Annotated in this window: 9 protein-coding genes and 3 pseudogenes; 3 read left to right on the forward strand and 9 right to left on the reverse strand. The window is 46.2% G+C overall.

What is annotated here, in order from left to right:
• Positions 1 to 5 precede the first annotated feature (5 nt).
• The gene (gene clpX, locus D0A34_25475; GenBank protein ID UNU21746.1) at positions 6 to 1,349 is read left to right on the forward strand and encodes an ATP-dependent protease ATP-binding subunit ClpX; all 1,344 of its coding nucleotides are present in this window, start codon (positions 6 to 8) and stop codon (positions 1,347 to 1,349) included.
• Between the two features lie 239 nt (positions 1,350 to 1,588).
• On the opposite strand, the pseudogene D0A34_25480 reads toward clpX, so the two are convergent.
• Positions 1,589 to 3,645 (reverse strand): annotated as a pseudogene (locus tag D0A34_25480) (DNA polymerase III subunit gamma/tau).
• 539 nt (positions 3,646 to 4,184) lie between these two features.
• On the opposite strand from D0A34_25480, the gene D0A34_25485 reads away from it, so the two are divergent.
• Complete coding sequence (locus D0A34_25485) at positions 4,185 to 5,096, forward strand: hypothetical protein (GenBank protein ID UNU21747.1); 912 nt, start codon at positions 4,185 to 4,187, stop codon at positions 5,094 to 5,096.
• 17 nt (positions 5,097 to 5,113) lie between these two features.
• On the opposite strand, the gene D0A34_25490 is transcribed toward D0A34_25485, so the two are convergent.
• The 4 genes from D0A34_25490 to D0A34_25505 all read right to left on the reverse strand — a co-directional run bounded on the left by D0A34_25490 (position 5,114) and on the right by D0A34_25505 (position 9,748).
• Positions 5,114 to 5,836 carry an ATP-binding cassette domain-containing protein gene (locus tag D0A34_25490; GenBank protein ID UNU21748.1) on the reverse strand — a complete coding sequence of 241 codons (723 nt, stop codon included), beginning with the start codon at positions 5,834 to 5,836 and terminating at the stop codon, positions 5,114 to 5,116.
• A gap of 133 nt (positions 5,837 to 5,969) precedes the next feature.
• Positions 5,970 to 7,130 (reverse strand): ABC transporter permease, encoded by a 1,161-nt coding sequence (locus D0A34_25495; GenBank protein ID UNU21749.1) that lies wholly within the window; start codon positions 7,128 to 7,130, stop codon positions 5,970 to 5,972.
• A 165-nt stretch (positions 7,131 to 7,295) separates the two neighbouring features.
• Complete coding sequence (locus tag D0A34_25500; protein UNU21750.1) at positions 7,296 to 8,939, reverse strand: HlyD family efflux transporter periplasmic adaptor subunit; 1,644 nt, start codon at positions 8,937 to 8,939, stop codon at positions 7,296 to 7,298.
• A gap of 71 nt (positions 8,940 to 9,010) precedes the next feature.
• Positions 9,011 to 9,748, reverse strand: a complete 738-nt coding sequence (locus tag D0A34_25505; protein ID UNU21751.1) for a phycocyanobilin:ferredoxin oxidoreductase — start codon at positions 9,746 to 9,748, stop codon at positions 9,011 to 9,013.
• Between the two features lie 128 nt (positions 9,749 to 9,876).
• On the opposite strand from D0A34_25505, the gene tatA reads away from it, so the two are divergent.
• Positions 9,877 to 10,068 carry a twin-arginine translocase TatA/TatE family subunit gene (gene tatA / locus D0A34_25510; protein ID UNU21752.1) on the forward strand — a complete coding sequence of 64 codons (192 nt, stop codon included), beginning with the start codon at positions 9,877 to 9,879 and terminating at the stop codon, positions 10,066 to 10,068.
• A 61-nt stretch (positions 10,069 to 10,129) separates the two neighbouring features.
• Here the strand turns inward: tatA and panB are convergent, their stop codons facing one another.
• The 4 genes and pseudogenes from panB to D0A34_25530 form a co-directional block, all read right to left on the reverse strand.
• Complete coding sequence (gene panB, locus D0A34_25515; GenBank protein ID UNU21753.1) at positions 10,130 to 10,906, reverse strand: 3-methyl-2-oxobutanoate hydroxymethyltransferase; 777 nt, start codon at positions 10,904 to 10,906, stop codon at positions 10,130 to 10,132.
• Between the two features lie 287 nt (positions 10,907 to 11,193).
• Positions 11,194 to 13,119 (reverse strand): annotated as a pseudogene (locus D0A34_25520) (tetratricopeptide repeat protein).
• A gap of 302 nt (positions 13,120 to 13,421) precedes the next feature.
• Positions 13,422 to 14,714, reverse strand: a pseudogene (locus D0A34_25525) (ATP-binding protein).
• 230 nt (positions 14,715 to 14,944) lie between these two features.
• Positions 14,945 to 16,702 carry a serine/threonine protein kinase gene (locus tag D0A34_25530; GenBank protein UNU21754.1) on the reverse strand — a complete coding sequence of 586 codons (1,758 nt, stop codon included), beginning with the start codon at positions 16,700 to 16,702 and terminating at the stop codon, positions 14,945 to 14,947.
• Between the last annotated feature and the right edge of the window lie 302 nt (positions 16,703 to 17,004).

Here is a 17,004-nt window from a genome sequence, read left to right on the forward strand (position 1 = left end):
CTGTTATGTCTAAGTACGACTCCCATCTAAAATGTTCGTTTTGTGGCAAGTCTCAAGAGCAAGTACGCAAGTTGATCGCAGGGCCCGGGGTGTATATCTGCGACGAATGCGTAGACTTGTGCAATGAAATTTTAGATGAGGAGTTGTTTGATTCGAGTGCAGTGCCCGCAGCGACGGTGGCCCCGAAGCAGGAAACGACGCAAAAGCGCCGCGCTACCTCGGGCAAAAGTATGTTGATGAGCCAAATTCCGAAGCCGAGGGAAATTAAAAATTACCTCGACGAAAACGCGATTGGGCAAAATGAGGCGAAAAAGGTGCTCTCCGTGGCTGTTTACAACCACTACAAGCGCCTGAGCTTTATCCATGCCAAAAATAGCGGCAAGCACCCGCCGGAAGAAGTAGAACTACAAAAATCGAATATTTTATTAATCGGGCCGACGGGCTGCGGAAAAACTCTGCTGGCTCAGACGTTGGCGGATATGCTGGACGTGCCGTTTGCGGTGGCTGACGCGACGACGCTGACGGAAGCAGGCTATGTCGGGGAAGATGTGGAAAATATTTTGCTGCGGCTGCTGCAAGTGGCAGATATGGACGTGGAAGAGGCGCAGCGCGGAATTATTTATATTGATGAAATTGACAAAATTGCCCGCAAAAGCGAAAATCCTTCGATTACGCGGGATGTGTCGGGTGAAGGGGTGCAACAGGCGCTGCTGAAAATGCTTGAGGGGACGATCGCCAATGTACCTCCCCAAGGCGGCCGCAAGCATCCCTATCAAGACTGCATCCAAATTGATACCAGCAATATCATGTTTATCTGCGGCGGCGCTTTTGTCGGTCTAGAAAAAGTGATAGAGCAGAGAACTGGCAAAAAGTCAATGGGTTTTATTCAGCCCGGAGAAGCTCAGCCGAAGGAAAAGCGGGCTGCTGATGTACTCAAGCAACTGGAACCGGATGATTTGGTGAAGTTTGGGATGATTCCTGAGTTTATTGGGCGGGTGCCGGTGGCGGCGGTGTTAGAGCCGCTAGACGAGGAAACGCTGATGGCGATTTTGACTGAACCGCGCAATGCTTTGGTTAAGCAGTATCAAAAGCTGCTCAAGATGGATAATGTGCAGTTGGACTTTAAGCCAGAGGCGATTCGGGCGATCGCCCAGGAAGCATACCGCCGCAAAACAGGAGCGCGGGCGCTGCGGGGAATTGTCGAAGAATTGATGTTGGATGTGATGTACGAGTTGCCGTCGCGCAAGGATGTTGCCCGGTGTACGATTACTAAGGAAATGGTCGAGAAGCGATCGACGGCTGAGTTGTTGGTACTTCCGTCTTCTTTACCTAAGCCAGAGTCAGCTTAAAAGTAGATATTCACAATCACTAGGTGACTCTAATTAAACCTAAAACTTTTAGGGTATTAAGAAACCTGGAAGGGCGGGCACTCTTAGCACCGCCCCTACTACAAAAACCGGGTTTCTCGGTTTTTTTTAGTGATCTATAGCAATCCTCGCATCATTTGTGATTTCTTACTCCCCCCCCTTGGTAAGAGGAGGGTTGGGGTGGGGTAAAAAAGTTACGACTCCTGCAAGGATTGCTATACTTACCAATCTATAAAATCATCCTCACCTAACTCAGAAGATAACTCGGGAAAATCCGGTTCAGATTCCAATCTAAAAGTTTCCGACTCCCAAATCTCCAAGTCATCCGACAAATCGACTACTTCCCCGTCAAACATATCAGCCAATTGCCTAGCCGTATTCGCGACATATTGAGCGTCATCACGCACCGCTATAGCCTGAGCGTTAAAATCATTTTGAGAGTCTGTAGATCCGTTTGTGGGCGATCGCGATTCGGAAATTGTCGGCACATTAACGGCGGTATTTTCAGGCGCTGGCGGGTGTTTTTGTTCTTCTCCACCATTCCCCAAAAAATCATCTGTAATCTCAGAAGCCGCCGACTTCTGCACCTGTTGGCTGGCATCATCCGCAGGATGAGAATTCCTAGGATTTTCGCCAACACCTCCCTTAGAAGTAGGCAAATCCTTGGCGCGGGAACTATTAGTTTCAGCGGGATTTGTCAAGCCCACTTTTACTGTTACTCGACGGTTAAAAATTTGCAAAAAAGCTTCTTCAATATTAGCTACTTTGTCTTTAACCATATTGAGCAACGGCTGTGAACTAATCTTAACATGAGCAGTATTATTGTTAAAAATTACTAGCTGTCCATGTTGGCGAAGCAGCGATTGAGTTCCATGCGGCCGCACGCGCTCAAGTACCTGTTCCCACACTCGATTTAAATCGATTTCATCGGCTGAATTAGCCTGTGAATAATTGGTTTGATTCGTTTCAGCGCTTGGTACAGGTGCGGTAATCGGTGCAGGAGGTGGGCTTTCTGTTCGATTAGCCACAGGCTGCGACTGAGGTGGATGATTTTGCGAATTGGAAACTGAAGATTGTTCAATATTAGATATCTGACTCCCCCCCTTAGCAAGGGGGGTTGGGGGGGGTGAATTTGTGATGGAGCAATATTTTTAGCTGGTTCGGCTGTTGGTTGCTGCTGAGTTCTAATTGCGGAGGGCAGCAATCCCAACAGCGTTACTTCCAGCCACAAACGCGGCTGAGTAGTGTTTTTAATTTGCACTTCGTGGGTTTGCAAATGTTTCTGACTGGCCAAAATCAACTCGACCTCCCATTTGCGGGCAAAATCCCCCAGTTTTTCCCAAGTTGCAGATGTTAAAGCTACTAAATCTGACCGTTTTGGTGCAGCTTTGGCTATTAGCAAATCTCGGTAAAAGCTCGCGAGACTTTGCAGCACGATTAGCGGTTCCCGACCGCGATCCATGAGGTGGCGGGTCATGTCTATTAGTGCTGTAGCGTTATCTGTATCAATAGCTTGCAGCAAATCCATTAAGTCATTTTCGGGGACTGCACCGACTAAATCCCAAACTTTTTCGACTGTTACTTCACCCTGAAATAAGCTTAGTTGGTCGAGCAAACTTTCGGCATCTCGCAGACCTCCTTGGGCGATTTGAGCAACCATTTGTACTGCATCGCTGGCAATATTGATGTTTTCTAATTTGGCAATTTTGTGCAAATGAGCAATCATTGCATCGAGGGGTATGCGGCGAAAGTCGAACTTTTGGCAACGAGAAATAATAGTTGGTAATACTCTTTGTGGGTCGGTCGTTGCGAGGACGAATACAACGCGATCGGGCGGCTCTTCTAATGTTTTTAATAAGGCATTAAATGCCTGGGTACTGAGCATATGAACTTCGTCGATTACATATACTTTATAGCGGCATTGTACGGGGGAAAATTGAGCTCGTTCGATCAAATCCCGAATGTTATCTACTCCCGTGTTGCTGGCGGCGTCAATTTCGATGACATCTAGTGTGGAACCTCGGGCAATTTCTTGGCAAACGTTGCATTTGCCACAGGGTGTAGGGGTGGGGGCATCCGTAGAAATACAGTTGAGGGATTTGGCGAAAATTCTGGCACTAGAGGTTTTACCGGTGCCTCTGGGGCCGGTGAATAGATATGCTGGTGCTATGCGCTCTTGGAGGATGGCGCTGGTGAGGGTTTGGGCGATCGCCTCTTGACCGACTAATTCGGCAAATGTCTGAGGGCGATATTTGTGATGCAGGGGTTCGTAGGTCACGATCGAATATTGGTGGTATTAGCTGTAATCTTAGCTAAGGAGACGTTGTTCGATCGCAAAGAGAGCTCGACTTTCACAGCACGCCACCCGGTGGGCTTGCACGGCGGGAGCGAGCCAACAGTAGGATATTAGCACCCTCCCAACGTCCGCCCCTCGAGCGTCCCGGCGATCGGCTGTTCTCCTTGATGTTTTCGGCTGCTGGCTCCCAGAGTTACTATTAATGTATGTGTATTTCTTTTTATTTTGCTAGAAACGGAGACCGCCGAACAAACATTTTTTTAGCTATATTGGTATAATATATTACAGACAATTCACCATTTCTATTTGGCAGTGCCAGGGCGGGATTTTCCGATATTGCGGAAACCGGCTTGCAGTTAAAGATAAAGTATTAATTAGAGGGTGCGTGCTCCAGTTGCAGAAATCCAGTTGTACCAAGATGATGGTGCAATGATGTCAATGTTGGTTGATCCAGTTGCACTACCAGCTCTACTCTGGAGTCCTGTATAAATCTAGCGTCAAATTTTACCCTTTAAAAGCCCATGTCAACCCAAATAATCCTTGTAGAACCAAGGTTGGCAGTAGCCTCTCCCAAACCTAAACAGGCTAAACCCGGAGATCCGTCCTCAGACCAACTCTTCATGGGAGCGTCGGGATTACTGTTGTTATTGCTTATCGGTTTAGCGGTGTTTACCAAGCTAAAACTCGACGATTTGAGCAAAAAGCTCAAATTTGAGGAGTTTAGAAATCGAGAACTCCAGAAAAAATACAAAATGGCTCTGGAAACCATGTTAAAGATGGAGAAGAATCCCGACCTTATCCACTCGCGAGACTTTAATTTAGACTACCTGAGAATGCGGATGGCGGAAGAAGTCTTTCACTTTGCCATTGTGAACCAGATCAAGGTAAAAGTTAAAGAAAAAATTAGTATTGCCCTGCGTCCGACTCAGGGGGCAGTGGGAGATAAAAATGGGAATGCAGGTAGCGGCAGGCAAGTGGATTCGATGTTTGATATCGAATACGAAACTGGCGATCCCGCAGTAAAAATAGAAAAACGTGTGCTGTTTCGGATTCAAATTAAGTTGATGAAACTGCCGACTCAGGCAACATCAGCGACAATTAATCAAATTATTGACTGTTTGGAAACTTATCTGAGTCCTTCCGACGACCACGACAGTTGGCAGCCGACGATTCAAGGTCGCATCGTTCATATTGAGTGGGATCAAAAAGCCAAGCCGACGCCGATGTTGGTGCTGGAACAGTCGAATGAAGGGGTGAATGTTACCTTTAGGACTACGAGAACGCCGGCCGGCAGACCTGCAAATGCCACTGAGGGCCAATTGGTAGGAGCTAAGGGTCAAAAAAGTGGCAAAAGTAGTTCTAAAAGTCCAGCCAAAGGTGGGACAAAAAGTCCTGCTAAGGTAGGAGGAAAGCGTCCCGTTTCTCGGAAATAAGTGTAGGTGGGTTAATATTATTTTCCCGAAAGAAGGCCGGTTGCCGCCGTTGTTGATGTGTCTTGTGCGAGGTAGCCGTCTTCCATGTGAATAATGCGATCGGCTATGTCTAAAATGCGGTTGTCGTGGGTGACCAGCAAAATAGTGCAATGCTGTTCTTTTGCCAAACCTCGCATAATTTCTACCACATCTCGACCTGATTTACTGTCGAGTGCTGCTGTGGGTTCGTCTGCTAATACTAATTTCGGCTGGCTGACTAATGCCCGGGCGATCGCAACTCTTTGTTTCTGGCCGCCCGAAAGACTGTCCGGGTAATAATCTATTCTTTCTCCCAAGCCTACAGCTTGCAGCATTCCCTCTATTTTATCATTAGTTTCTTGGCGAGAAAGATGGCTGTGCAGTTCTAAAGACATTTGCACGTTTTGCCTAGCACTCAAGCATTTGAGCAAATTGTGACCTTGGAAAATATAGCCGATGTCGCGACGGATTTTAACTAATTTATTTTTCGGCGTTCCCCGCAATTCTTGGTCGAGAATTTTCAGACTACCTTCTTGGATCGATCGCAAAGCTCCAATCAATGTTAATAATGTTGTTTTACCCGACCCCGAAGGCCCAGTCATCAGCACGATTTCGCCCGGATAAATTTCGAGGTTGATGTCAAATAATGTCTGTTTGCGAAGTTGTCCTTCGCCGAAGGAATGATTGAGATTTTTAATTGAGACAACTGGTAAAGTATTCATTGGTAATTTGTACGTGGTAATTGGTAATTGGTAATTCCTTCTTCCTTCTTCCTTCTTCCTTCTTCCTTCTTCCTTCTTCCTTCTTCCTTCTTCCTTCTTCCTTCTTCCTTCTTCCTTCTTCCTTCTTCCTTCCTTAAAAAATATCCGCCGGGTCAGCCGCCTGCAACTTCCTAACTGCGATCGCCCCCGACACAGAACACATGATCGTTGTCATTGCAAAAACAGTTATAACTTTTGTCAAAGTCATGTACATCGGCAAAGTCGTAGCAGTTCTAGCTAAATTGTACAACACCACAGAAATCCCAAGTCCTGGCAAATAGCCAAGGATTGCCAAAATTAAAGCCTCTTGAAAAACCACACCCAAAAAGTAACCGTCTTTATATCCCATCGCCTTCAGCGTAGCGTATTCTGGCAAATGGTCATTAACATCAGTATAGAGAATTTGATAGACAATCACGATTCCAACGATAAACCCCATTGTCGCGCCGAGAGTAAAAATAAATCCGATCGCCGTGCTTTCCTCCCAATATTTTCTCTCAAAATCTATAAACTCTTCTTTAGAAGCAATTGTCACGTCTTGCGGTAAAGTTGCCCTCATTTTTTCAATAACTGCCTTGACATCAGTTCCCGGCTGCAAGTGAACAATTCCGACATCAATTAAACCTTTACTTCTTCTACCGTGAAAAATTCGCATAAAGTTCAAATCGCTGGTAATAATATTGCCATCAGCACCGAAAGATGCTCCTAAAGTAAATAGCGCCTCTACAGTAACGCGGCGGTTATCTATTTCAGTTTCCACAGGCTTTCCCTGGTTGAAATATTCTGCTACTGGCCCAAACTCCGGGCGGGAAGCTCGATCGAATAAAACGACATCTGAAATTTTGATTTTGTCCAAATTATTTTTGACTTCCGGCATCTCAAAGATGGGATGAGCGGGGTCAAAACCGATTACCATCAGTTGGCGGGTATTGTTTTTGTCGGGTGCGGGATTTTTCCACAACCCAAAGCCTAAATATACCGGGCTAATTCCTGTAACGCCATTAAAACTCAAAGCTTGATACAAACGCCGTTGGGGAAAGCTTTTCATGGCTATTAAAGCCGTAGATTGCGTGCTGGTGATAAAAATATCCCCTTTTAATTGGGAGTGAAAGGTGGTGGAACTTTCAAATAGGGCGTCTCTAAATCCGAACTGTATAAACATCAGCAAGTCGGCAAATCCAATGCCGGCTATCGCGATTACTAAACGCATTTTTTCGCGCGTTAATTGTGCCCAAGCTAGTGGTATTTTTGCCATAAGAGTCACTTTTAGATTTTAGATTTGGGATTAAATAATTTTAGGATTTAAGCACGGGTGTTGAGAAATCGGTTTTTTTTACCCTTATATTTGATTCAAACCCTTAATCTCGGTTAAAAACCCGGTTGCTTGACTCCCCATGCGTAACTCCTGTCAAGGTAAAATTTAGATATCTATTTTGACTTCAACCTGCAAGTTTGTTAGGGTTGCAACTTTCTTGCTCGATTCCGGAGCAAGGCGAATTCTTACTTCGATAACTCTCGCGTCGGTGTCGGCTGCGGGGTCTGTATTGAGGACATCTTTTTTGCCGATTTGTTTGCCGATGCGAGCGACTGTTCCTTCCACAGTGCCTGCAAAAACCGGGCTGGTGACTGTTGCGCGCTGGCCGTTTCGCACTTTGGCGATGTCGGTTTCGTAAACTTCTGCTACGGCGTACATTTGATCGGTGCGGCCTAGTTCTACGATGCCGTTTTGAGTGTTGACACCTTCTCCTTGTCGGCTGTGAACTTTGAGGATGTAGCCGGATACGGGTGCTTTTACGTAGCTTAAGTTTAAGTCTACTTGAGCTTTTTGCTTTGTGGCGATCGCACTTTCAATTGCGGCTTGGGCGGCTTGCACGTCTTCGGGACGGACTTCGGCAATTTGGTCGAGATTTGCTTTGGCTTGATTGATTTCTTCTTGGCCGGTTTCTGCTTTTTGTTTGAGTATTGCTTCGGCTTGATTGATTTGTTCTCTACCAGTTTCTATCTTTTGATTTAAGGTGGCTCGGGCTTGGTTGATTTCCTGCCTACCTGTTTCTAACTTGCGTCTGAGATTGGCTCGGGATTGATTAATTTCCTGCTTGCCTGTTTCTACTGTTTGTTTGATTGTTGCTTTCGTTTCGACTATTTGCTCTTGCAGTGTTTGCACTGTTTTTTCTAATACAGCTTGCGCTTCTTTTACTCTCTGGCGAGCCGTCTCTGCTGCTAAGCGTTTGGTGTCGTAGGCGGAAGCAGAAATTGCGCCTGTTTCTGAGAGTTCTTTATTGCGTTGTTCCTCGGCTTCGGCGTTGGTGAATTCGGCTTTTAGCCGATCGACTGTAGCGTTTTGAGAGGCAATTTCGCCGCGCAATTGAGCTTCTAGCCTAGCCAATTTGGATTGCTGCACCTCTGTTTCTCTTTCTAGTTGTGCCTCAAATTTGGCAAGATTAGCTTGTTCGGCTTCGGTTTCTCTTTGGAGTTGTGCTTCAAACTTGGCGACGTTAGCTTGTTCGGCTTCGGTTTCTCTTCGCAGTTGAGCTTCTAAGCGGGCGACATTGGCTGATTCGCCTTCGGTTTCTCTTTGCACTTGTGCTTCAAACTTGGCAACTTCTGCTTTTTGAGCGCCGACAACGCCTGTTTTTGCGCCTGCTTGAATTTTCGCTAATTCTGCTTGTTTGACTTTGACTTCTTTGTCGGCTTGTTGGAGGATTGCTTGGAGCCGATCGCGCGTATCGAGAACTGCTATGATTTGTCCTTGACTGACTCGATCGCCCTCTTCCACCTGCAACTGTTCAATTCTTGCTCCCTCGGACGCAGAAGGGGCCGACAATTTGATAACTTCCCCCTGGGGAGTCAACCTACCCAAAGCGGTAACACTTTTGCGGGTGGCGACGGAAGTTGCAGCAGCCGTTGCAGCCGCCGCCTTTAACTCTTCGGCTTTTCTAAGTTGAGATACTTGCCAAAAACCGACTCCTGTGGTAATGAGAGTGGCGGCGATCGCTAAACCGATGATTCCTCGTCCTGGGGGTTTTAAAAATGATTTATCCTTGACCGGTGATTCCTTTCCCATGACTTATAAAGTAGGTGATTTCCTGATTAAGTTTTTTTCACCCACTGTGAAGTATTGTAAACCAATTTCAGCTATTTAGGGATATCAAAAAGCACCTCGGTCATGTAATGTTCGGCCCAATCTTTACCGAAAGCTTTTTCGAGTACGCGACGGGTTTTGTCGTTTTGCTGCTGCTGGGTGCAGTAGTAAATTTGAGCGTCTAGAATTTTCGAGGCTTCGGCGGCAGAGACTGGTTCGGAAGCGACTGCCTGTTTGCAGTGAATTTCAACGTAGGATTCAACAATATCCAAAAACCGACTGTCTTCTTCGATCGACTCTGGTCGCACAAACAGACAAAATTCTGAGAAAATATCCCCCCATTCGGGAATTTGGCGGGGACAAGAAAATTGATCGATCGGCAATATTGCCAGTTGGGTTCGGTAGGTTTCCGACAAAGTTCGATCGGGATTGAGGGGAGAAAGGTCTGCGATCGCGGCGCTAACTTGGCCTTTGCCTGCTACTATATCCGTACCGAACATCGGCAAAGCATAATTCGGTCTGGGAAACATCACGCAGTGCAGAATGTCAAGCAAGGGCCCGACTTTAGCGAGTTCGAGGTGTATTTTGCGGAACTGGGGCGTTTGATAGCAGCGGTTTTCAATGATCAGTTTTTCTCCTTCCAAGCGGCCTTCTACATATCCCAACTCAGCGGGCAGGTGGTAGGGTTCGAGGTCGAGATAGCGGTGCCATACTGCTTCCATCCGGTCTGCTAAATCGCGGATGAGATGGTGCTGTTGGTCGCGCAGAGAAGGCTGGGATATTTCTAACATTCGTATTTATCGGGGGATAGCTTAATAAAACTTGATTCTACTGTTGCAAGATGCAGGAAAAAAGGTAGATACTTTAACAATATCAGTAGATTGACTTACGATCGAGCAAGTTTTACAGGAGATTTTGTATGTTTGGTCTGGGATTGCCCGAAATGGGCATTATTGCGGTGGTGGCTATACTAATTTTCGGCCCCAAGAAGATTCCTGAGTTGGGAAATGCTTTGGGCAAAACGCTGCGGAGTTTTAAGGAAGGGGTTGGTCAATCTGAGGATGAAGCTGTTGAGAAGGATAAAGAGGAAGAGGGCCAGCCGAAAGTGTAAATGAGGTTTGTAGTGAGGATTTTAGTCTTCCTTTTTAAGGGCTCAAGCCCTCACTAAGAACCTATTCGGGAAATTTGCCTTCTCTAACTTCGAGGGAATAATCGGTGACAGCTTGGGTAATCGTTTCTCGCAAATTGGCGTAAGCTTTAGCAAAAGGCGGCTGTTTTTCAGAAAGTCCCAACAAATCGGAAGTAACTAAAACTTGACCGTCGCAGTGCGGCCCGGCGCCGATACCAATGGTGGGAATAGTTAATTTTTGGGTAATTTGAGCGGCTAAGTCTGGGGGAATGTGTTCTAAGACGATCGCAAACGCACCTGCTTCTTGAAGCGCGATCGACTCTGCTAGGATGCGATCGGCTGCTTCGGCAGTTTTCCCTTGTTTTTTGTAGCCGAGTTGGTGTACCGACTGCGGAGTTAAACCAACGTGCCCCATCACCGGAATTCCGGCGGATGTTAGCTGCGAAACTGTGGCAGCCATTGCTGGATATCCACCTTCCAATTTTACAGCTTGAGCGCCAGTTTCTTTCAAAGCTCTCCCGGCAGAGTGCATGGCTTGCTGGGGACTTTCTTGGTAAGTCAAAAACGGCAAATCGACAACAATTAATGCTTGTTTAACTCCGCGACGCACTGCTTTAGCGTGGTGCAGCATTTCATCGAGGGTTATGGGCAGGGTTGTTTCGTAGCCTAAGACTGTCATGGCGAGGGAATCGCCGACTAGGATGATATCTACGCCTGCTTGATCGATGAGTTGGGCGATCGCATAATCATAAGCTGTCAGGGCAACAATTGACCGCCCTTGTTGTTTCCACTGAATTAATTGATGAGTAGTGACTGACATTTTAGTGCAAAAATATAATATTATCTCTGGCTATTACTTATAATATCAAATATAACAAATTATATACAATCCATATTGTAGGGTGTATGAGGCGCGGCGATTAAGAATTGTCACAAAAAATTGAGCCAATTAATTCAGCGCCTCACGCACCAGCAAAAACTCAATGCACGCCTGCAATGATGCGCCTCAGCACTATGTATAAGCTGCGAGTTATCAACTAAATAATCTCTATTTAGGCTGTATATTGTACATTTTAACAATATTTGTAACTGAGAGGGAATTTTTATTTATTCCTGAAGTTCTGCTAATAACTGTTCCCCGAAAGGATGTTTTTGCAATTGCTCAAATGTCAAATGTCCTTTACTGATTGCTTCCCGCCACAGCCCAACATAATTTCCCCACACAACCTGAATGTCGGGGTGGTTTTCTGGCAATTTTTTGCAAAAAATTTCTAATGCTTGCAAACACAGCGGTTCTGCTTCCGAGTACCTGCCTTGTTCACAATAAAGTCCGGCTAAGTCGTGGAGGTGACCGGCTAAATTGGGATGGTTTTCTGGGAGCGATCGCCTGTTTATTTCTAATGCTTGCAAACACAGTGGTTCTGCTTCCGAGTACCTTCCTTGGGATTGATAAAGTCTGGCTAAATTGTTGAAGTTAATGGCTAAATCGGGATGGTCTTCTGGGAGCGAACTCCTGTATATTTCTAATGCTTGCAAATACAGTGGTTCTGCTTCCGAGTACCTTCCTTGGCAATAATAAAGTGTGGCTAAGTTGTTGAAGTTAATGGCTAAACTGGGATGGTCTTCTGGGAGCGATCGCTTGACTATTTCTAATGTTTGCAAACACAGCGGTTCCGCTTCCGAGTACCTGCCTTGGGAACGATAAAGTGAGGCTAAATTGTTGAGGCTAGTGGCTAAGTCTGGATGGTCTTCTGGGAGCGACCGCCTGCTTATTTCTAATGCTTGCAAATACAACGGTTCTGCTTCCGAGTACCTTCCTTGGGAACGATAAAGTTCGGCTAAATTGTTGAGAATAGTGGCTAAACTGAGATGGTTTTCTGGGAGGGAGCGCCTGTTTATTTCTAATACTTGCAAATACAGTAACTCCGCTTCCGAGTACCTTCCTTGGTCTTGATAAAGCGTGGCTAAATTGTTAATGTTAATTGCTAAGCTGGGATGGTCTTATGGGAGGGAGCGCCTGTCTATTTCTACTGCTTGCAAATAAAGCGGTTCTGCTTCCGAATACCGGCTTTGGGAACGATAAAGTTCAGCTAAATTATTGAGGTGAGTGGCTAAACTGGGATGGTCTTCTGGGAGCGAGCGCCTGCCTATTTCTAATGCTTGCAAATACAGCGGTTCCGCTTCCGAATACCTTCCTTGGAAATAATAAAGTCCGGCGAGGTAATTTAAACTACTTGATAATGCCAGTTCCACATCTAACTCTTGTTGAAGGGCGATCGCCTTTTTAAAATACTCGATCGCCAATTCATACTCTTGCTGAAAATTTTCGCACTCTCCCGACTTAATCCTTCTGTAATAAATCTTCCCCATACTCGCATAAAGACTTGCCAAACTGGGGTCTTGGAGTCCTTTTTTCTGTTCGGTTCGCGCGATTAAATCCTGCAAATCTTCCAGCGGTATCAAACTCGGCGGTTCGCGATCGTCCTCTTCAACTAGGGATCGAAACGGTTCAAATTCAGTTTTGGGAACAGCCGCAGTTTTTTTCGTATTAAAGCGAAAGACACCTTTCCGCCAACTCCAAAAATCAGGAGATTCATTGCTAATCAGAATTTCAATTTGTCGCGTCACCCACAAGACAATCGAAAACGGAAACTCCCGCAAGGCTTCCCGCGTCCATTGCAAATAGCCAAAAAACACTTGTTGTTCCGATCGACTTTCGCCAAATTGTTTAAAAAACCGCAGTTTCTCCACACCCGTCACGGTGATCACGGCTTTTCCCCGCTGCTGCAAATATGCTTCTTGTTCGACTAAATTGGCGATCGCCGATCGCAAACTCGGTTCACCCCTCGCCAATTCTACGCGATAGCGGCGGATATCCGGTTCGAGTTCTGCTTCATAATCCGCAATCAGGCGATCGCGACAGTCGCTATCATCGCAAACAGCGATTAGCAAGTTGAGAATATCTTTACCCGCTTCAATTGACACGAGTAAATCTTCATAATTATCTTGGTTTTGACTGTTGAGATTCGACATAATTGATTGTCATTTGTATCGAAGTCTCGATCCCCCTAAATCCCCCTTAATAAGGGGGACTTTGAGAATACTCTTGTCCCCCCCTTATTAAGGGGGACTTTGAGAACACTCTTGTCCCCCTTTATTAAGGGGGACTTTGAGAACATTCTTGTCCCCCCCTTCTTAAGGGGGGCTAGGGGGGATCGACTTTGGACTCAGACATTACCTTAGTCGGCGTAGCGCGACTTTGTTTGTGTGCTCGCGTTGCTAACGGTTTCAACCGCCGTTTTAACGCCGAGTTTAATTGTTGAGTATAAAAGAAATTATTCAAGCGGAAAATCATCTCGCTGCTTTAACAATTCTAGCACGATCGGGTGAATGTCGTACCACAAAACAGCATTGCGATATTCCAAAACATATAATCCATGCAGCAAGTCCAAAAACCCTTGTGCTTTCGGGTCAGCAGGTTTAAAATCTCTGTAAGTTGCTATCAACATCTCATAATCAGTTGTTCCTAAACGGGTATCAAAATCGATCCGCAATTTATTAATCGCTTCCTCAAACACCTCAGCATTAATTTTAATCCCAGCTTCTGGATTGCGTCGCACCAACCGCAAACAAATGCGGCAGCATTCGTTAGCAATTCTAATCAATTCTCGCAATACTCCACCGCTGTATGCGACAAGGTGATCGAGTGTTTCCGGTTCGATCAATTCGCTTCCCAAGCGTTTAGCTAAAATCTCTTTCAATCTCGCCGCCGGTTCCGCCATTGCAACAGCATCAGCATTCCGGCTTTCCCCGCGTTTAAACAGCTTAGTTACTGGCATAAACACGACTTGATTGTTAGTTTCCGTTTCCACGGTAGCGGCCAAAGAGACATCTCGCAGCGCCGAAATAGGAGTTGTTAAAATTATCCTAAAATTTGGCAAAAAAAGCGCTTTAATGTGTTCTTGATAAACTTGGCGAACTACACCTAAATCCAACTTGTCCAGGTCATCAATCACCACGATTATGTCTTTTTTCGCGCCTTCTCGAACTACGGCAGCAATCTGGTTAATTGTCGCAACCAAATCAGAAACTTTGCGAATAAACTCTTGTTTGATTTCCTCGCGAATCGTCGCATCAGCTTTTAACTTGCCTTGAATCATCTTAAACAAGTTAAAACCCACCGATCCGCTGGCGCTCAATTCGTCAATTGTTGTTTTAGTTTTAGTGGCAAACCAGTTATAAAATGATTCTTTAATTGATTTTTTGATGGGAATTTGCTGTTTTTCGGCTGCATCCATCAACTGAACGGCGATCGCAAATAAAATATTAATATGATTAACATCCGACATTTCGATCAAGTCGGAAATCGAGAAAAAGACTGTAAAATAGCGATCGTCCATCTGGCGACAGAACTCAGCCAACAGTGTAGACTTACCGCAGCCGCGATGTCCAGTAAAAATAATTTTACCGCTACCGGAAGGGTCATCTTCGACTAATTGCTCTAATTCTTCAAGCACTTCTGTCCCGTATTCTACTCGGAAATTCTCGACTTCTTTCGCAGTTATCAGCGGCTATAACTCCATATTTGCATAAGCTGTCCGAAAGGATTCTAGTAATATTTTGGACATGGCACTCTGAGGCTATTATTTAATGTTATTCATGATTATAAGCTGTCTAGCATCTAAATTGTAGATTTTTTGGCGACCTCCCCGGCCCGCCCCACAATAGTTTTCAAAGCCGGATAGCGCGCCTAGATCCCCTTAACAAGGGGGGGACAAGATTACCCAAAGTGAAGATTTTTAAGGGAGATTTAGGGGAAGATGAATCTGAGGTGAAATGTTTAATGTTTAATTAATTCCTACTTCCAGCCCAACCACCGCAACAAAGGCACAACTAAATAATGACTAACTCCCAAACAAAGCCCGATCGCACTTCCCAACAAACCAAAGAACACAATTGAGCCCCAAACTTGCAGCCAGCCGAAGGTAACGTTAGACAGTGACAAAATCCCAAAGAAACTCCCCGGAAAAATGTTCCAAGCATTCAGCAACAGAAACATTCCCGTAGAGAAAACAGCCACTACCAAAGCGTGAACTAATTGATGGCTCCGCAAACCCATTCCCACAGTCAAAGAGGCGATCGCAAAAGCTCCCAAAATAACCCCCTGCACACCACTAGAAGCTGTTGCTTCCATCCAGCACAAACCCGCCAACAAATAACCCTGAGCTCCCATCAATCCAGACAGCCAATACTGTTTTTGCTGGCGAAAACTCCCCGCATCCGTCAAACCGATCGCAGTTCCGAACCCCGCAAACCCAAACAGCAGCACTTCCGGCCCGACAGCGAAAGTCATGTTAGGCATTAATTGCTGCAAACCTTCATTCAGAAAACTGGCAATTTCCGGGCCTAGAGGCGAAGCATAACCCAAAACCAAACCGCCGAGCGCCCCCGCACTTCCACCAACGGCACCCAGCACCATTTCCCAGCCTGTATCCAGAGAAGCTACCACGATTTGAGCGATCGCGCCGAACACAAAACCAGTCAGGCTGACAGTTTTTTGTGCCCCCGCCACCACTACTTGCCGGCAGAATTCTAAAATAGCTTGACCCGCAGGGGCGATCGCAATTTTGCCGTTACTCCTAGCATAAATCTCCTGCAAACGCGCCCGAACATCGCCAGCCGTCGCCGGACGCTGCTGCACGTTCGATCGCACCATATCGTCCAACAAATTCGCCAAAGCCGGACTCACAGATACAATGTGCCGCCACCGCAATTCTCCCGTCATCGGATCTTCAATTTCCGCCGGATACTTCCCCGTCAGCAAGTGAATGCAAGTCCGCCCCAGGGCATAAAAATCCGTCGCCGGCACCACACCGCCGCCCACAATTTGTTCCGGGGGACTGTACCCAGGCGAAATCAACCGCGTCGAACTCGGAGAATCTTTCCCCACCGATTCGACACCGCCCATTTGTTTAACTCCCCCAAAGTCGATCGTCACCAATTGCAGTCCGCCCAAACCCTTGCTTAGCAAAACTTGGGGCGATTCCGGGTCTCGCAGCATCAAATTTGAGGGTTTAATGTCGCGGTGAATAATTTGACACCTGTGCAACTCCTCTAAAATTTCCACAGCTTGACTCAGCCAACTAAACACCCATTCCTGCGGACATCCTTGAGGGTGCTCGTCGAGAACCTCTTCTAAAGTTTTGCCGTGAATCTTTTCCATTACCAAACAAGGCAGCCGCTTCGCCGCAGGATTTCCCTCCCCGCCTGCAAAATTTTGCGTTTGGACGTGAAAATAACCGTCAGGCTCGACTCTCGGGACGCCTGGGTGCCGCAAACGTGCCAAAACCCAAGCTTCTTGCTCGAACAGCTTCAGGGCTTTCGCGGAAGTTTCGAGCAACACTTTCAGGACGCGCTCGGTTTGAGTTTCTGTGTCCCAGACTGTGAAAATTGCTGCAAAACCCCCGGAACCGAGGCTTTCTACAGGCACGTAGCGATTTTTTAGTCGCAGGGGAGCCCCGCAACTATGACAAAAATTGTTGCCCCAAGTCTGAGGGTAGGGCCTTGGGCAATCTGGATTGATGCAATGAACGGCTTTTGAAGGGGGGTGAGGCACAACCAGAGTAAAAATGGGGCTAAATATCCATACTAGACTTACGCGCAGCTAACGCAGGAACCCGGTTTTCAGCGAGGTTAAATGGCTGTAACGACGGATTTGGTTTGAGAAACGAGCTTGCTCTTGCTGCACAAGTCCTGTCCATATTATGTGGTATGCTGTCGATTTTTGAGTTGACGGTCTGGAAGTCACGGCATTTTAGATTTTAGATTTTGGATTTTGGATTTTAGATTGCATACTGGATTGCTGTTGAGATCGATCTCAACAGCAATCCACAACTTTAGGTATTTCTAACTACTTAG

The sequence above is a fragment of the Microcoleus vaginatus PCC 9802 genome (genome assembly GCA_022701275.1).
Lineage (GTDB): Bacteria > Cyanobacteriota > Cyanobacteriia > Cyanobacteriales > Microcoleaceae > Microcoleus > Microcoleus vaginatus_A.

Excerpts from the sequence above, each read along its gene's own strand:
- D0A34_25490 (UNU21748.1), bottom strand. The coding sequence starts at position 5,836 with ATGAATACTTTACCAGTTGTCTCAATTAAAAATCTCAATCATTCCTTC.
- D0A34_25505 (UNU21751.1), bottom strand. The coding sequence starts at position 9,748 with ATGTTAGAAATATCCCAGCCTTCTCTGCGCGACCAACAGCACCATCTC.
- clpX (UNU21746.1), top strand. The coding sequence starts at position 6 with ATGTCTAAGTACGACTCCCATCTAAAATGTTCGTTTTGTGGCAAGTCT.
- tatA (UNU21752.1), top strand. The coding sequence starts at position 9,877 with ATGTTTGGTCTGGGATTGCCCGAAATGGGCATTATTGCGGTGGTGGCT.
- D0A34_25500 (UNU21750.1), bottom strand. The coding sequence starts at position 8,939 with ATGGGAAAGGAATCACCGGTCAAGGATAAATCATTTTTAAAACCCCCA.
- panB (UNU21753.1), bottom strand. The coding sequence starts at position 10,906 with ATGTCAGTCACTACTCATCAATTAATTCAGTGGAAACAACAAGGGCGG.
- D0A34_25495 (UNU21749.1), bottom strand. The coding sequence starts at position 7,130 with ATGGCAAAAATACCACTAGCTTGGGCACAATTAACGCGCGAAAAAATG.
- D0A34_25485 (UNU21747.1), top strand. The coding sequence starts at position 4,185 with ATGTCAACCCAAATAATCCTTGTAGAACCAAGGTTGGCAGTAGCCTCT.